The following is a 15,864-nucleotide window of genomic DNA, read 5'->3' as shown; positions in this document are numbered from 1 at the left end:
ATTCAGTTGGGGAAATAAATCCAAATAATGTGGTTAAATTAATAAATATTTTCCAAGAATCTAATTCTGCGTATAGTCTAAAGTTCTCTATACTTATTAAAATAATGGCTAGCCATAATAAAGGCCATATTCTAAAGATCCTGCGTATAAAGAAAGAGGTATAACTTTTAATATCTTTTATAAAATGATGATAAGCAAGGGCCATACTTAAGCCCGATAAAACAAAAAAGATCGAAACCCCATAGATACCAAAGTTACCGAGTATATTGCCTGCTTCAGGATGAAATAACTGCCAACTTACTAAATGGTAGATCATAATTGTAAGAGCCATTAGACCCCTTAACCAATCCAATGATTCATATCTTGTCATGAAGCTATTTCAACCCTAGAAAATAAAAACAAGGGTAAGATTTTGTTAAATCTAACCCTTAAGCAATTAAAATATAATAAATCTTTTAATTTTGAATCAACCCAGTCAATTCATCTACATAATACTGCATTGGCTGAGCCTGGCGGTCTGCACGGCTTTCAATATTAAGACGTAATAAAGGCTCAGTGTTTGAAGCACGCACATTAAAGCGCCATGCACCAAAGTCGAGGCTTACACCATCGGTGCGGTCAATTTCTGGGTTTTGCTCGGCGTAGAAATCGAAAATCTTTTGAATAGTGATCTGTGTATCAGCCACTTTAAAGTTGATTTCACCACTGCAAGGAAACTTGGTAATCATATTTTCAACTAAGGTCGAAAGTGATTGTCCTGTTTCAGAAAGTAAGGCAACGGTAAGTAACCACGGAATCATACCGCTGTCGCAGTAAGCAAAGTCACGGAAATAGTGATGGGCACTCATTTCACCACCATATACAGCATTGTGTTCACGCATGACATCTTTAATGAATGCATGACCAGATTTTGACTGTACGGCAATGCCTTTGTATTCTTCTACGATATCAAATGTGTTCCACACTAAACGTGGGTCATGCACAATTTTCTCGCCTGACTGTTTAATCAAGAAAGCTTGAGCCAATAGACCAACAATATAGTAGCCTTCAATGAACTGACCTTTTTCATCGAACAAGAAACAGCGGTCAAAGTCGCCGTCCCATGCAATTCCCATATCGGCTTTATGCTCAAGTACAGCATTTCGAGTACTGTCACGGTTTTCAATTAAAATTGGGTTGGGAATTCCATTTGGGAACGTACCATCTGCTTCATGGTGAATTTTAATAAATTCAACAGGTACATTAAGCACTTTAAATTTTTCTTCAATGGCATCAATGACATGACCAGCTGCACCATTACCTGCGTTTACCACCAATTTAAGGGGGCGAATTTTTGCAGGTTCAATATAGGTAATTAAGTGGTCAACGAACTCGGGCAAAATGTTATAACTTTGCGTTGTACCTTTTTGGCTAACTTCTTCAAAGTTATTGGTTTCTGCTAAAGCTTGAATTTCTTTTAAACCCGTATCTGCACTAATTGGACGAGCATTTTCTCGAACCAATTTCATACCATTATAGTCCATTGGGTTATGACTAGCAGTAACTTCAATACCACCTTGTACATCTAAATGAAAAGCGGCGAAGTAAACTTCTTCAGTACCTGTCATGCCTAAGTCAAGCACATTGACACCCGCATCATTTAAACCGCGGATGGTTGCTTGTTTTAAATCCTCACTGCTTAGACGAATATCACAACCTACAACAACAGTCTTTGGTTTATAGATTTGTCCGTAAGCGCGGCCAATTTTATAGGCGATTTCTTCATTCAATTCGGTGCCGAGTTTGCCTCGGATATCATAAGCTTTAAAACACGTTAAAGTAGTCATTATTCAATTCAATACATGTGGTTTGAGTTGTGTGCACATTATACATAGATCATGAAACAGGTATGTTTATAGTTTTTATATTCAAATTTTTCACTTCATTTCTATAGACTCAATCTAAATTTATAAAAAATATTTTTACGACTTTAGTCTAATAATTAAATTTATAAATTAGAAATTGCTTGATTTTACTTAATAGTATTGGTCATACCAATTATGATAATTATTTAATGGTTGACCCTACAAGTGGCTGTGTTTATGATGCAATCTGTGATTTAAGGAATAGCATTTGCACTTAAATTTTAATTGGTAATACCAATTGTGTTAAATGTTTAAAGATTTAAGGTACAAAAATTCGCCCCAGCATTTCAAGGAGATGACAATGCTCAATATGTGGCAACAACTTTATGACCCTTTAAATAATATTTGGCTGTCCAGTGCGGTTGCATTAATCCCGATTATTTTCTTCTTTTTAGCATTGGCTGTTTTTCGTTTAAAAGGCAGTATTGCCGGTACAGGCACAGTCATTATTGCATTATTGATTGCTCTCTTTTTCTATCAAATGCCAGGTCAAATGGCATTCGCGTCGATCATTTATGGTTTCTTCTACGGTCTATGGCCAATTTCATGGATCATTATCGGGGCAGTTTTTTTATACAAAATTTCGGTAAAGACAGGCCAGTTTGAGATTATTCGTTCAAGCATTTTGTCGATTACCGAAGACCAACGTCTGCAAATGCTATTGGTTGGTTTTGCATTTGGTACTTTCCTTGAAGGGGCAGCGGGTTTTGGTGCTCCTGTCGCAATTACGGCTGCACTGCTTGTTGGTTTAGGCTTTAAGCCACTTTACGCAGCTGGTTTATGTTTGATTGTAAATACGGCGCCAGTGGCATTTGGTGCAATGGGTATTCCAATTATTGTGGCGGGGCAGGTTTCTGGTGTAGATACCATGGAAATTAGCCAGATGGTGGGGCGTCAGTTGCCATTTTTAGTCATTATCGTATTGTTCTGGATTATGGCGATTATGGATGGCTGGCGTGGTGTTAAAGAAACTTGGCCTGCTGTATTAGTGGGTGGTGGCGCTTTTGCGATTGCCCAATATCTTACATCTAACTTTATTGGCCCTGAATTACCAGACATTACTGCTGCAATTGCTTCATTGGTCAGCCTGACTGTGTTGTTCCGTTTCTGGAAACCAAAACATATTTTCCGCTTTGAACCTGAAGCTGGCCAAACTCTAATTCAGCAACCTACAACGGTTCAACGTTACAGTATTGGGAAAATTGCTAAGGCGTGGTCTCCATTTGCCATCTTAACGGTGATGGTCACCATCTGGAGTGTTAAGCCATTTAAAGCATTATTTGCAAAAGATGGTGCTCTTGAGCACTGGATTTTCAAACTTGAAGTGCCGTACTTGCATAAATTGGTCGAAAAAATGCCGCCGATTGTGGCAGAGATGAAACCATACGAAGCGATTTATAAGTTTGACTGGTTCTCTGCAACAGGTACGGCAATTTTTATTGCTGCAATTATCACTGCTATTTTCTTGAAAATGAAAGCAAGTGAGGCCGTAACAACTTTTGGTGAAACACTCAATGAGTTAAAAACACCGATTTACTCGATTGGTATGGTGTTGGCGTTTGCTTTCATTGCGAACTATTCAGGTTTATCTGCAACTTTAGCTTTGGCTCTATCGCATACAGGTCATGCGTTTACTTTCTTCTCGCCATTTTTGGGCTGGCTTGGTGTGTTCCTTACGGGTTCAGATACATCTTCAAATGCTTTGTTCTCGGCATTACAGGCGACCACAGCTCAGCAGATTGGTATTCCAGAAGTATTATTGGTGGCTGCCAATACCAGTGGTGGCGTGACAGGTAAGATGATTTCTCCACAGTCAATTGCGATTGCGTGTGCAGCAGTAGGCTTAGTTGGAAAAGAATCTGACTTGTTCCGTTTCACGGTAAAACATAGCATCATATTCACTGTCTTTGTTGGCATCATTATTACGGTTCAGGCTTATCTGGTTCCGTGGATGATTCCATAACTCCAGTGAAGGAAACGCGATGAGAATCTCCGATCAAGTGGTCATGAAATTGCAGGCATTAATTGAAGAGCGTCATATGAAAAAAGGTGACCGTTTGCCTGCCGAGCGCCAGCTTGCAACTAGCTTAGGAGTTTCTCGTCCGTCTTTGCGTGAAGCAATTCAGCAGCTCAATAGTCAAGGGGTGCTCAGTAGCCGCCGTGGCGATGGGACTTATATTCAACAGTTGCCTGAACAGTGGCCACAGCAATTAATTGTGAACCCAATTAGTAACTTGATTGAAGAAGATCCGCTGTACCGTTTTGATGTGCAAGAGGCGCGGTTATTACTTGAAGGCGGCACGGCTTGGTATGCCGCATTACGCTCAACGCCTGAAGACCGCGCCAAAATTCATCATTATTTTAATGAAATTAGTCGCCACCAAAATGCGGGTGACTCAGCACAGGCTGCGGTGGCGGATGCTGAATTCCACTTAGCGATTGCTGAAGCATCTCATAATGTGGTGCTGATTCAAATGATGCGTAGCCTGTTTGATTTGCTGCAATACAACGTCTTGTTGGGACGTAAAAAAGTTTATAACGACCCAGTCAATGGTGACTTGCTCAGTGAGCAGCATTTTCAAGTGATGGATGCTATTGATCGTAAAGATCCCGAGGCCGCACGCCAAGCTGTCTGCGGTCATATTGAATTTGTGATTAATCATGTGCGTTCTCTGGATGAAGACGAAGCTCGCCAGAAACGTGCAAACCGTTTAAATAGAGTTGATTCAAAATGATTATTTCTTCTGGCAATGATTACCGTGCTGCGGCACAACGTCGCTTACCGCCATTTTTATTTCATTACATTGATGGTGGAGCGTATTCGGAATATACCTTAAAGCGGAACGTACAAGATTTGTCAGAAATTGCATTGCGTCAACGTGTGCTGAATGACATGTCAGCGTTAAGTTTAGAGACAAAACTGTTTAACGAAACCTTGTCTATGCCAGTTGCATTAGCGCCTGTAGGTTTAACGGGCATGTATGCGCGCCGTGGTGAAGTTCAAGCCGCGATGGCAGCCGATAAAAAGGGCATTCCATTTACGCTTTCAACGGTTTCAGTGTGTCCGATTGAAGAAGTTGCACCTGCAATTAACCGTCCAATGTGGTTCCAGCTTTATGTATTACGTGACCGTGGTTTTATGCGTAATGCTTTGGAACGTGCAAAAGCAGCAGGTTGTTCAACACTGGTATTTACCGTAGATATGCCTGTGCCAGGGGCGCGTTATCGGGATGCCCATTCGGGTATGAGTGGACCAAATGCTGCAATGCGTCGTTATATGCAGTCTATGTTCCATCCGCACTGGTCATGGAATGTCGGCCTAATGGGACGTCCGCACGACTTGGGTAATATTTCTAAATATTTAGGTAAACCAACTGGGCTTGAAGACTATATCGGCTGGTTAGGCTCGAACTTTGACCCATCAATTTCATGGAAAGACCTTGAGTGGATCCGTGAGTTTTGGGATGGCCCAATGGTGATTAAGGGTATTTTAGACCCTGAAGATGCCAAAGATGCTGTGCGTTTTGGTGCTGACGGTATTGTGGTATCGAATCACGGTGGTCGTCAGTTAGATGGTGTGATGTCTTCTGCTCGTGCATTACCTGCAATTGCTGATGCAGTTAAAGGTGATTTGGCGATTTTGGCAGACTCAGGCATTCGTAATGGTTTAGATGTAGTGCGTATGTTGGCGCTTGGGGCCGATACGGTTTTACTGGGCCGTGCGTTTGTGTATGCCTTGGCAGCAGCAGGTGGGCAAGGGGTGTCGAATTTGCTTGATTTGATTGATAAAGAAATGCGTGTTGCGATGACGCTCACGGGTGCTAAGTCTATTTCGGATATTAATGCGGATTGTTTAGTACAGGCGATGAAGCTCTAATATTTTCGTATTAACTTTGATGATATTGGCACGACGGAGTCTTATCGGAAAAAGTTCAATGGAAGTAGCTAATTGACGTTACTTTTTTAAAAAAGTAACCAAAAACTTTAGTTTCGATGACGGTACGTCCTTGCTACCGCATCGAAACGGCGGCATCCATGCCGCCACCACGATAGTAGATATAGGGCTGATTCAAATTAGAGAATGAGCTAATTAAATTATAAATTACAAACGGTAAGATCCCGTCGTGTTGGTCTAATTTTATAAATGGATGACCAAAAGGAAACCATCATGCAAACATTTTCTCCTCAAGCAGTGATCGAACGATTACAAAATATTGTAGGGCGTTCTTATGTTTTGATCGATGATCAAAGCACGCGTCAGTACCGACAAGGTCGTCGTTTTGGTGAGGGGAAAGTGCTTGCTGTGGTGGTGCCAGGCACATTGTTAGAGCAATGGCAGGTTTTGCAGGCAGCAATTGATGCAGACTGTATTGTGATTATGCAGGCAGCAAATACAGGACTCACTGGTGGTTCAACGCCATATGGCGATGATTATGACCGTCCTGTGTTGGTCATGAGTACGCGCCGCTTAAAGGGCATTCAAGTTATTCACGAGGGTAAGCAAGTGATTTGTTTACCGGGTGCAACCTTAGATAATTTAGAGCAAATTTTAAAAGGCTATGACCGTGAGCCGCATTCGGTGATTGGTTCATCTTGTATTGGTGCATCGGTACTAGGCGGTGTGTGTAATAACTCTGGGGGGGCCTTGGTGCGCCGTGGCCCTGCATACACTGAACTGGCGTTATATGCTCAGGTGAACGCTGCTGGTCAATTAGAACTGGTGAACCATTTAGGGGTGAATTTAGGCTCGACTCCTGAAGAAATTTTAACTCGTTTAGAGAAGCAGCAATATCAAGCTGTAGATATTTTAGATGATGGCGAAAAGCAGGCGTCGGACCATCGCTATGCACATGATGTGACTCAAGTTGATGAAGATACGCCTGCTCGTTTTAATGCAGACCCGTCACGTTTGTTTGAGGCCTCGGGTTCGGCAGGTAAAGTTTGTGTGTTTGCGGTACGCCTTGATACCTATGAAAAAGTAGAGAGCAATGTCTTTTATATTGGTACTAATGATGCCGATGATTTAACAGCGATTCGCCGTTATTTACTGACCTCACTGCCAAGCTTGCCGATTGCGGGTGAATATATTCACCGAGATGCTTATTTAATTGGGGAAAAGTACGGAAAAGACACCTTTTTATTTATTGAAAAGTTCGGTACAGCCAATGTTCCAAAAGCTTTTGCGATGAAAGATAAAGTTGATGGCTTCTTAGAAAAATTTAAAATTAAAGGCTTAACAGATCATATTTTGCAGGCCATTACCTTCTTTTTACCGAGTCATTTGCCTAAGCGTATGACAGAATATCGAGATCGTTATGAGCACCATTTGGTACTACGTGTCGAAAATAATTCAAAAGCACAAACCGAGCAGTTTTTAAAAGAATATTTTGCAGTGCATCCGTCAGGCAGCTATTTCGTATGTAGTGAAGAGGAAGGGCGAAAGGCGTTCTTACACCGCTTTGCGATTGCAGGAGCGGCTATTCGTTATCGCGATACGCATCGTAGTGAAGTGGAAGATATTGTGGCGCTTGATATTGCGTTACGTCGTAATGACCGCGAATGGGTAGAGCAACTGCCAGCCGAGATGGAAAATAAAATTCTCCATAAACTCTATTATGGGCATTTCTTTTGCCATGTTTTCCATCAGGACTATATTCTTAAAAAGGGCAATGATCCGTTAGAAATGGAACATCAAATGTGGAAATTACTCGATGCGCGCCGTGCTGAATATCCGGCAGAGCATAATGTTGGGCATCTTTACATTGCCAAACCTGCATTAGCCAATTTCTATCAAAAACTCGACCCAACCAATAGCTTTAACGTAGGTATTGGTCACACCTCAAAATTGAAGTACTGGGGCAAAGCAAAATCTTAATATTGAGACATAAAAAAAGGCGCCGAAGCGCCTTTTTAAATAGGTGATTTATGCTGCTTCTGTTGATTTAGCAAGCACTTCTGCAACTGCTTTAGCAACAGTGTAAACATTGTTCATGTTTAAACCTGCTACACAAATACGACCACTACGTACTAAGTAGATTGCATATTCTTCACGCAAGATATCTACTTGCTCAGCAGTTAAACCTGTGTAGCTGAACATACCTTTTTGGTTTACAAGGTAGCTAAAGTCACGGTCTGGTAATGCTTTAGTCAGTTCGTCTTTCAAGATGCTACGCATTTTAATAATACGCTCACGCATCTCTTTCACTTCACCTTGCCATTGTTGGTTAAGTGCAGCGTCATTTAACACTTCATCAACTAACCAAGCACCTGTTGTAGGAGGGCTAGAGTAAATACGGCGTACAGTTGCTTTTAACTGACCAAATGTACACTGAGCAGCTTCTGCATCGTCACATACGAAAGTTAAACCGCCAACGCGCTCACCATATAAAGAGAAGATTTTAGAGAACGAGTTGCTCACAATGAAGTTTAGACCCGCTTGGTCTAAAGCACGGATTGCATACGCATCTTCTTCCATACCGTCACCAAAACCTTGGTAAGCGATGTCTAGAAATGGAATAAGGTTACGGTCTTTTAATACTGCAATCACTTGGTCCCATTGTGCTGGGTTTAAATCAGCACCCGTTGGGTTGTGGCAGCATGGGTGCAACAACACAATGCTTTGCTCAGGCAAAGTTTTAAGTGTAGACAACATACCGTCAAAATCTACGCCACGCGTTTCGTTGTCGAAATATGGGTAGAAATGAGTTTTGATGCCAGCGCCATTGAAAATCGCAACGTGGTTATCCCAAGTTGGTTGGCTTACCCAAACATCTGAATTTGGGAAATAAGTTTTTAAGAAGTCAGCACCAACTTTCAATGCACCTGAACCACCAAGTGTTTGGATGGTCACAGCACGGCCAGCTTTAACTGCTGAGCTATTTGCACCAAATAAAAGTGCTTGAATTGCTTCACGGTAAGGTTTGAAGCCTTCCATTGGCAAATAAAGTTTGGTTTTACCGTTTTTAGGCTCGATACGCTTTTGCGCTTCAATAATGGTCTCTAACTGAGGAACAATACTGTCTTCGTTATAGTAAAGACCAATACTCAAGTTTACTTTTTCAGAACGAGTATCAGCATTGAACTGTTCCATTAAAGAGAGAATTGGATCGCCTGCGTATGGGGGGATATGTTGAAACATCAAAAAAGTCCTTTCATTCAACAATATGCATAGTGTTTGGTTTTTTCTGTCTCGAAAAATACGCCACAACTATGTCGATGCTCAATAATGTATCAATAAAGCTACCGTGAAGCACCTTATAATTTCACTAATATCGATATTTTCTCGATGAAAATGATAAAAAGATTTAAAAGAAATTACGGTAAATAGATACTAATTTATAACTCCTGATCTCATTCAAGCAGATTGTCTACAATCTCGCTGTAATACATTGGTTGTAGACTAAAGTTTGAAACAAAAGATTAGAGGCCGAAAAGCAACTGAAAAAGTGCTATAAATCCGTAGATAAATTGATATTAACTTGTTGTTTTATAAATATTAATTTGCAAGTGGCTTAATGGTTTAAATATAAGGTGAGATAACAGGTCTAACGATAAAATTTGACCTGATGCGTTCTGTAAAGTGTCAACAATCACCTTGATTTTTTTCATTCATACCGCTATAAAACTCATAATTGATTAAAAATTGTCGACAATATGCAAGATTTGACCTTCGCACCAGAGCCTCTACAAAGTCAGGGAAGAACACTGACCGAGAATGTATTTAAACAAATACAGACGGCGATTGTTTTGGGTCAAATTCCGGCAGGTAGCAAAATTTCTGAACCTGAACTGGCACGCACTTATGGTATCAGCCGCGGGCCTTTACGTGAGGCGATTCATCGCCTTGAAGGGCAACGTTTGGTTGAGCGTACTGCACATGTGGGCGCGCGCGTGGTTTCGCTGTCACTGCAACAATTTAAAGAGCTTTACCAGATTCGTGCGTCTTTAGAAGGTTTAGCTTGCAAACTTGCGGCACAGCATATTGATAAAAAGCAAATTTTGGCGCTACGCGATGTTTTGCGTATGCATGCCGAAGATGAAAACTTTAAAGCAGGTAAAGGATATTACTTGCAAGAAGGGCAGGACGATTTTCACTACTGCATTATCAAAAGTAGTGGCAATAAAACCCTAGAAAAAATGCTATGTGATGAGCTTTATCACCTCATCCGTATGTACCGAATTCAGTTTTCAAACACCCCCGATCGACCGAGCAAAGCTTGGGACGAACACATCCGTATTTTAGATGCAATTGCAGAAGGCGATGGTGAACTTGCCGAGCTGCTCATGCATCGACATATCAATGCTTCTTACAAAATTATTGAGCAAACACTGCTACAAGCACAAGGAGAACATAACAATGGCTAAACAATCCGCAGGTCAGCTATTTCGCGATGCAGTAGCCCAAGAAAAGCCATTACAAGTGGTTGGAACCATCAACGCCAATCATGCACTTTTGGCAAAACGTGCAGGTTATAAAGCGATTTACTTATCAGGTGGTGGTGTAGCCGCTGGTTCTTTAGGCTTACCTGATTTAGGAATTAGTAACCTTGATGATGTGTTGACCGACGTACGCCGTATTACCGATGTCTGTGATCTTCCTTTATTGGTCGATGCGGACACAGGTTTTGGTGCTTCTGCATTTAACATTGCTCGAACTACAAAAGCACTTATCAAGTTTGGTGCCGCGGCAATGCACATTGAAGACCAAGTGGGCGCAAAACGTTGTGGTCACCGTCCGAACAAAGCCATTGTGACTCAAGAAGAAATGGTTGACCGTATTAAAGCTGCGGTTGATGCGCGTGGTGATGACAGCTTTGTGATTATGGCGCGTACCGATGCATTGGCAGTAGATGGCTTACAAGCTGCAATTGACCGTGCAGGTGCTTACATTGAAGCGGGTGCAGACATGTTATTCCCTGAAGCAATTACCGAGCTTGATATGTACAAGCAATTTGCTCAGAAGACTGGTGCACCAATTTTGGCAAACATTACCGAGTTTGGTTCTACACCACTGTTTACCACTGAAGAGTTAGCATCTGCCGATGTAAGCCTTGCGCTTTATCCGCTTTCTGCTTTCCGTGCGATGAACAAAGCAGCCGAAACTGTGTATGAAACCTTGCGTAAAGAAGGCACGCAAAAGAACGTGATTGATATTATGCAGACGCGTAAAGAGTTATATGAACGCATTAACTACTACGCGTTTGAAGACTACTTAGACAACGCATTTGCTAAAAAGAAATAAGAAGTGAAAATGGTACGACTCCGTCGTGCTTAATAAATAAATTCAGATAGATAGGAAAGGAAAATCTTATGAGCTCAAATGAAACAACAACAGGCTTCAAACCAAAAAAATCAGTTGCACTGAGCGGACAAGTTGCCGGCAACACAGCACTATGTACCGTAGGACGTAGCGGTAACGACTTACACTATCGTGGCTATGACATTCTTGACCTTGCAGCAGGTAGCCAGTTTGAAGAAGTTGCTCACTTGCTCGTACATGGCAAATTACCAAACAAAGCTGAACTTAAAGCCTATAAGGCAAAATTAAAAGCACTTCGTGGCTTACCAGCAGCACTGAAAACTGCACTTGAACAACTTCCTCCATCTGCACACCCAATGGATGTGATGCGTACTGGTGTTTCAGTTCTAGGTTGTTTAACGCCAGAACACGAAGATCATAACGAAGCAGGCGCAAAAGATATTGCTGATAAATTAATGGCAAGCCTAGGCTCAATGCTGCTTTATTGGTACCACTTCAGCAACAACGGTCGTCGTATTGAAGTTGAAACAGATGACGACTCAATTGCAGCGCATTTCTTACATTTACTTCATGGCGAGAAACCATCTGAAGAATGGATTCAAGCAATGCATACCTCTCTGATTTTGTATGCTGAGCACGAGTTCAACGCATCAACATTTACGTCACGTGTAGTGGCTGGTACAGGCTCTGACATGTACTCGGCAATTACAGGTGGTATTGGCGCGCTTCGTGGACCTAAACATGGCGGTGCAAACGAAGTTGCTTTCGTCATTCAACAACGTTACGACAACGCAGACGAAGCAGAAGCAGACATTCGCAAACGTGTTGAAAATAAAGAAGTCGTGATTGGTTTTGGTCACCCTGTATATACAGTTTCTGACCCACGTAACGAAGTGATCAAGAAAGTAGCGCATGACTTAGCACAAGCACAAGAGAACACCAAAATGTACCTCATCGCTGAGCGTTTAGAAGCCGTGATGAAAGAAGTGAAAAACATGTTCCCGAACCTCGACTGGTTCAGTGCAGTAAGCTATCACTTAATGGGTGTTCCAACTGCAATGTTCACACCACTGTTTGTGATTGCACGTACAGCAGGCTGGTCAGCGCACGTGATTGAACAACGCCAAGACGGCAAAATCATTCGTCCAAGTGCGAACTACACAGGCCCTGAAAACCTCGAATTTAAACCATTGGCGGAGCGTGGTTAATGAACACAAAATACCGTAAACCGCTGGCAGGTACCCAGCTTGAATATTACGACGTGCGTCAAGCCGTTGAAGATATTCAGCCAGGCGCATACGAAAAACTGCCTTACACCTCAAAAGTACTCGCAGAGCAATTGGTACGTCGTGCCGATGCCGAGAACTTAACTGCTTATTTAACGCAGTTAATTGAACGCCGTCAGGACTTGGACTTTCCTTGGTACCCTGCACGCGTGGTGTGTCATGACATTTTGGGTCAAACAGCTTTGGTTGACCTTGCAGGTTTGCGTGATGCGATTGCTGACAAAGGCGGTGACCCATCTAAAGTTAACCCAGTTGTACCAACACAACTCATTGTCGACCACTCTTTAGCAGTGGAATATGGTGGTGCTGACCCAGACGCTTTTGCAAAAAACCGTGCTGTCGAAGACCGCCGTAATGAAGACCGTTTCCACTTTATTGAGTGGACCAAAACAGCATTTAAAAATGTCGATGTAATCCCTGCGGGGAACGGTATTATGCACCAGATTAACCTAGAGAAAATGTCTCCGGTGATTCAGGCGCGTGATGGTGTAGCATTCCCAGACACTTGCGTAGGTACAGACTCACATACGCCACATACAGACGCTTTGGGCGTAATTTCTGTAGGTGTGGGTGGCTTAGAAGCTGAAAATGTAATGCTAGGCCGTGCATCTTGGATGCGTCTGCCAGACATTATTGGTGTTGAGTTTGTAGGCCAGCGTCAGGCAGGCATTACTGCAACAGACATCGTACTTGCCTTAACCGAGTTCTTGCGTAAAGAACGTGTGGTGGGGGCATATCTTGAGTTCTTTGGTGAAGGCGCTGACAGCATGTCTGTGGGCGACCGTGCAACCATTTCGAACATGACGCCGGAATATGGCGCTACGGCTGCGATGTTCTACATCGACCAAAACACAATCGACTACTTACGCCTAACAGGCCGTGAAGATGCTCAAGTGGCATTGGTTGAACAGTACGCAAAAGAAATCGGCCTTTGGGCTTCTGACATGACCAAAGCGGAGTACCCACGTGTACTACGTTTTGACCTGTCGACAGTCACACGTAACATCGCTGGTCCATCAAACCCACATGCACGTGTTTCAACTGCGGACCTTAAAGAAAAAGGTATTGCGGGTGTTGTTGAAAACCGTTCTGATGGCTTAATGCCTGATGGTGCAATCATTATTGCTGCAATTACTTCATGTACTAACACTTCTAACCCACGTAACACCGTGGCGGCAGGTTTGTTGGCACGTAAGGCGAATGAGCTAGGTTTAGTTCGTAAACCTTGGGTGAAATCATCATTTGCACCGGGTTCAAAAGCTGCTGCACTTTACCTTGAAGAAGCGGGCGTTCTAAAAGACTTAGAGCAACTTGGTTTTGGTATTGTGGCTTACGCTTGTACGACGTGTAACGGTATGTCTGGTGCATTAGATCCAGTCATCCAACAAGAAATTATTGATCGTGACTTGTATGCAACAGCAGTACTGTCTGGTAACCGTAACTTCGATGGCCGTATCCATCCTTATGCAAAACAAGCATTCTTGGCATCTCCACCGCTTGTTGTGGCGTATGCAATTGCAGGTACGATTCGTTTTGACATCGAAAAAGATGCGCTAGGTCATGACAAAGAAGGTAATCCGATTTACCTCAAAGACATTTGGCCATCTGACGCTGAAATTGATGCCTTAGTTAAAGAGGCTGTGAAGCCTGAACAGTTCCGTAAAGTCTACATTCCAATGTTTGACTTGGGCGAAGTTGAACAAGCGAAGAGCCCACTTTACGACTGGCGTCCGCAAAGTACTTACATCCGCCGTCCACCCTATTGGGAAGGGGCGTTGGCTGCACCACGTACTTTGGCGAACATGCGTCCGCTTGCAATTTTGGGTGACAACATCACCACCGACCATTTGTCGCCTTCAAATGCGATTTTGATGGACTCGGCTGCGGGTGAATACCTTCACAAAATGGGCGTACCAGAAGAAGACTTCAACTCATACGCAACCCACCGTGGTGACCACTTGACTGCACAACGTGCAACATTTGCCAACCCGAAACTCTATAACGAAATGGTGGTTCGTTCAGACGGTACCATTAAGCAAGGTTCAAAAGCGCGCGTAGAGCCAGAAGGCGAAGTGATGCGTATGTGGGAAGCAATTGAAACCTACATGAACCGTAAACAGCCGTTAATTATTATCGCGGGTGCTGACTACGGTCAGGGTTCAAGCCGTGACTGGGCTGCAAAAGGTGTACGCCTTGCTGGTGTTGAAGCGATTGTGGCAGAAGGTTTTGAGCGTATTCACCGCACTAACTTAGTGGGTATGGGTGTGTTACCGCTTGAGTTTAAACCGGGTGTAAACCGCAAGACTTTAAAACTAGATGGTACAGAGCTTTATAGCGTGATTGGTAATATTGCGCCGCGTTCGACTTTAACTTTAGTGATTGAACGTGCCACAGCGGATGGTAAAGAAGAGATTGTTGAAGTGCCTGTGACTTGCCGTTTAGATACAGAAGAAGAAGTTTCTGTATATGAAGCGGGCGGTGTATTACAGCGTTTTGCACAAGACTTTTTAGAAGGCCAAGTGGCTTGATACTTTAGTTAAACATTATTGATATTGTTTAAAAAAAGCCCTATCTTGATGATGGGGTTTTTACTTGATATTTATAAAATGGCAAAAATTAATAAACCAATAACCTTTTCAATGCAATTTCCTGAAAGTGAAGCAATATTCAATAGCTTAGGTGCTATAGATATAATATTGAATGCAGATACTCCTTTATTTATTGATCCATTGTTAATTCCGAAATCAAAGTCTAAAATATGGTCAGAAAAGGCTTTTAATTCATACAATAATTTCTTTAAGCGAGCGATTAAACTTTTATCAGTAGTAAAGCAAAGAAACTCTAAAGATATTGCTTGGAGAAATTTGAATAAAGATTTTTTATTTCATGAAATTAATTACACATGTTTGGGATATGGAGGGGGTAAAGGATCTGGCTGGGGACCTGAATTAGTAAATAGAACTTTGAATACTGCAAAAGATATTGTAGATCTAGGTGTAGAAGATGTTGACTTATTCATGGCATTAGCTTTATTTGAGGAAGGGATTGGCCCTGATCGGATAAGTGATATGGTCACTAATATTATTTATGATCAAATACTTGAATATACAATCGATATTGTTGAAAAACTAAATATTCCTACAGAGCGCTTTGAGCTTAAAGACCAAGTTGTTCAATTAATAAAGAATCCTTATTCTAAAAATCCTATATTCTTTGTACCTATGGATGTTGTTCGAGATTTACCAATAGCTAATGATTGGAGTGAAATCTCAGATGTAGTAAGGAAAAATGAGCAACTTCGAAAAAGAATTAATGAAAATGTGGGTCATATTTGGGCCACTATGACTAAAAAAGATAAAGCGGAATTTAAAAGTTCTGCTCTTCAAGATAAAGAATCATTTGATGACGTTTTAAA

12 protein-coding genes and 1 pseudogene are annotated in these 15,864 nt (G+C 42.1%); 9 read left to right on the top strand and 4 right to left on the bottom strand.

The genetic code is table 11. From position 1 onward, the window contains the following. The coding region (locus HUN22_RS09330; RefSeq protein WP_368074577.1) for an acyltransferase family protein at positions 1–331 on the bottom strand (331 nt) is incomplete at its 3' end. A 124-nt stretch (positions 332–455) separates the two neighbouring features. Then, positions 456–1,826 (bottom strand): phosphomannomutase CpsG, encoded by a 1,371-nt coding sequence (locus tag HUN22_RS09325; protein ID WP_174728432.1) that lies wholly within the window; start codon positions 1,824–1,826, stop codon positions 456–458. Positions 1,827–2,199: 373 nt separating this feature from the next. On the opposite strand from HUN22_RS09325, the gene lldP reads away from it, so the two are divergent. From lldP to dld, 4 genes are all read left to right on the top strand, one after another. Next, entirely contained in the window at positions 2,200–3,867 is a 1,668-nt protein-coding gene (gene lldP, locus HUN22_RS09320) for an L-lactate permease (protein WP_174728429.1), read from the top strand. A gap of 19 nt (positions 3,868–3,886) precedes the next feature. Further along, positions 3,887–4,639 (top strand): transcriptional regulator LldR, encoded by a 753-nt coding sequence (gene lldR, locus HUN22_RS09315; protein WP_002120807.1) that lies wholly within the window; start codon positions 3,887–3,889, stop codon positions 4,637–4,639. Next, positions 4,636–5,781: an FMN-dependent L-lactate dehydrogenase LldD gene (gene lldD / locus HUN22_RS09310; RefSeq protein ID WP_002050500.1), complete on the top strand. Its 1,146-nt coding sequence runs from the start codon at positions 4,636–4,638 to the stop codon at positions 5,779–5,781. Before lldR ends, lldD begins: the two co-directional genes overlap by 4 nt. A 291-nt stretch (positions 5,782–6,072) precedes the next feature. Further along, complete coding sequence (gene dld, locus HUN22_RS09305) at positions 6,073–7,779, top strand: D-lactate dehydrogenase (protein ID WP_174728426.1); 1,707 nt, start codon at positions 6,073–6,075, stop codon at positions 7,777–7,779. Between the two features lie 48 nt (positions 7,780–7,827). Here dld and HUN22_RS09300 read toward each other — a convergent pair whose 3' ends face one another. Further along, entirely contained in the window at positions 7,828–9,042 is a 1,215-nt protein-coding gene (locus HUN22_RS09300) for an aromatic amino acid transaminase (protein WP_174728423.1), read from the bottom strand. Between the two features lie 335 nt (positions 9,043–9,377). Further along, complete coding sequence (locus HUN22_RS09295; protein ID WP_174728419.1) at positions 9,378–9,512, bottom strand: hypothetical protein; 135 nt, start codon at positions 9,510–9,512, stop codon at positions 9,378–9,380. 45 nt (positions 9,513–9,557) lie between these two features. Between HUN22_RS09295 and HUN22_RS09290 the strand changes: the two genes are divergently transcribed. The 5 genes and pseudogenes from HUN22_RS09290 to HUN22_RS09270 form a co-directional block, all read left to right on the top strand. Then, positions 9,558–10,268 (top strand): GntR family transcriptional regulator, encoded by a 711-nt coding sequence (locus HUN22_RS09290; protein ID WP_001153627.1) that lies wholly within the window; start codon positions 9,558–9,560, stop codon positions 10,266–10,268. Continuing rightward, on the top strand, positions 10,261–11,145 hold the full coding sequence (prpB, locus tag HUN22_RS09285; protein WP_005071840.1) for a methylisocitrate lyase: 885 nt from the start codon (positions 10,261–10,263) through the stop codon (positions 11,143–11,145). Before HUN22_RS09290 ends, prpB begins: the two co-directional genes overlap by 8 nt. 68 nt (positions 11,146–11,213) lie before the next feature. Next, on the top strand, positions 11,214–12,371 hold the full coding sequence (gene prpC, locus HUN22_RS09280) for a bifunctional 2-methylcitrate synthase/citrate synthase (RefSeq protein ID WP_002120737.1): 1,158 nt from the start codon (positions 11,214–11,216) through the stop codon (positions 12,369–12,371). Then, positions 12,371–14,977 (top strand): Fe/S-dependent 2-methylisocitrate dehydratase AcnD, encoded by a 2,607-nt coding sequence (gene acnD, locus HUN22_RS09275; RefSeq protein ID WP_174728416.1) that lies wholly within the window; start codon positions 12,371–12,373, stop codon positions 14,975–14,977. Before prpC ends, acnD begins: the two co-directional genes overlap by 1 nt. A gap of 78 nt (positions 14,978–15,055) precedes the next feature. Continuing rightward, a pseudogene (locus HUN22_RS09270) lies at positions 15,056–15,864 on the top strand (hypothetical protein); the annotation flags it as partial.

Source organism: Acinetobacter lactucae (genome assembly GCF_013344765.1).
Taxonomy (GTDB): domain Bacteria; phylum Pseudomonadota; class Gammaproteobacteria; order Pseudomonadales; family Moraxellaceae; genus Acinetobacter; species Acinetobacter lactucae_A.
The sequence above is the reverse complement of the archived record's forward strand: the minus strand, read 5'-3'. Positions and strand labels throughout refer to the sequence as shown.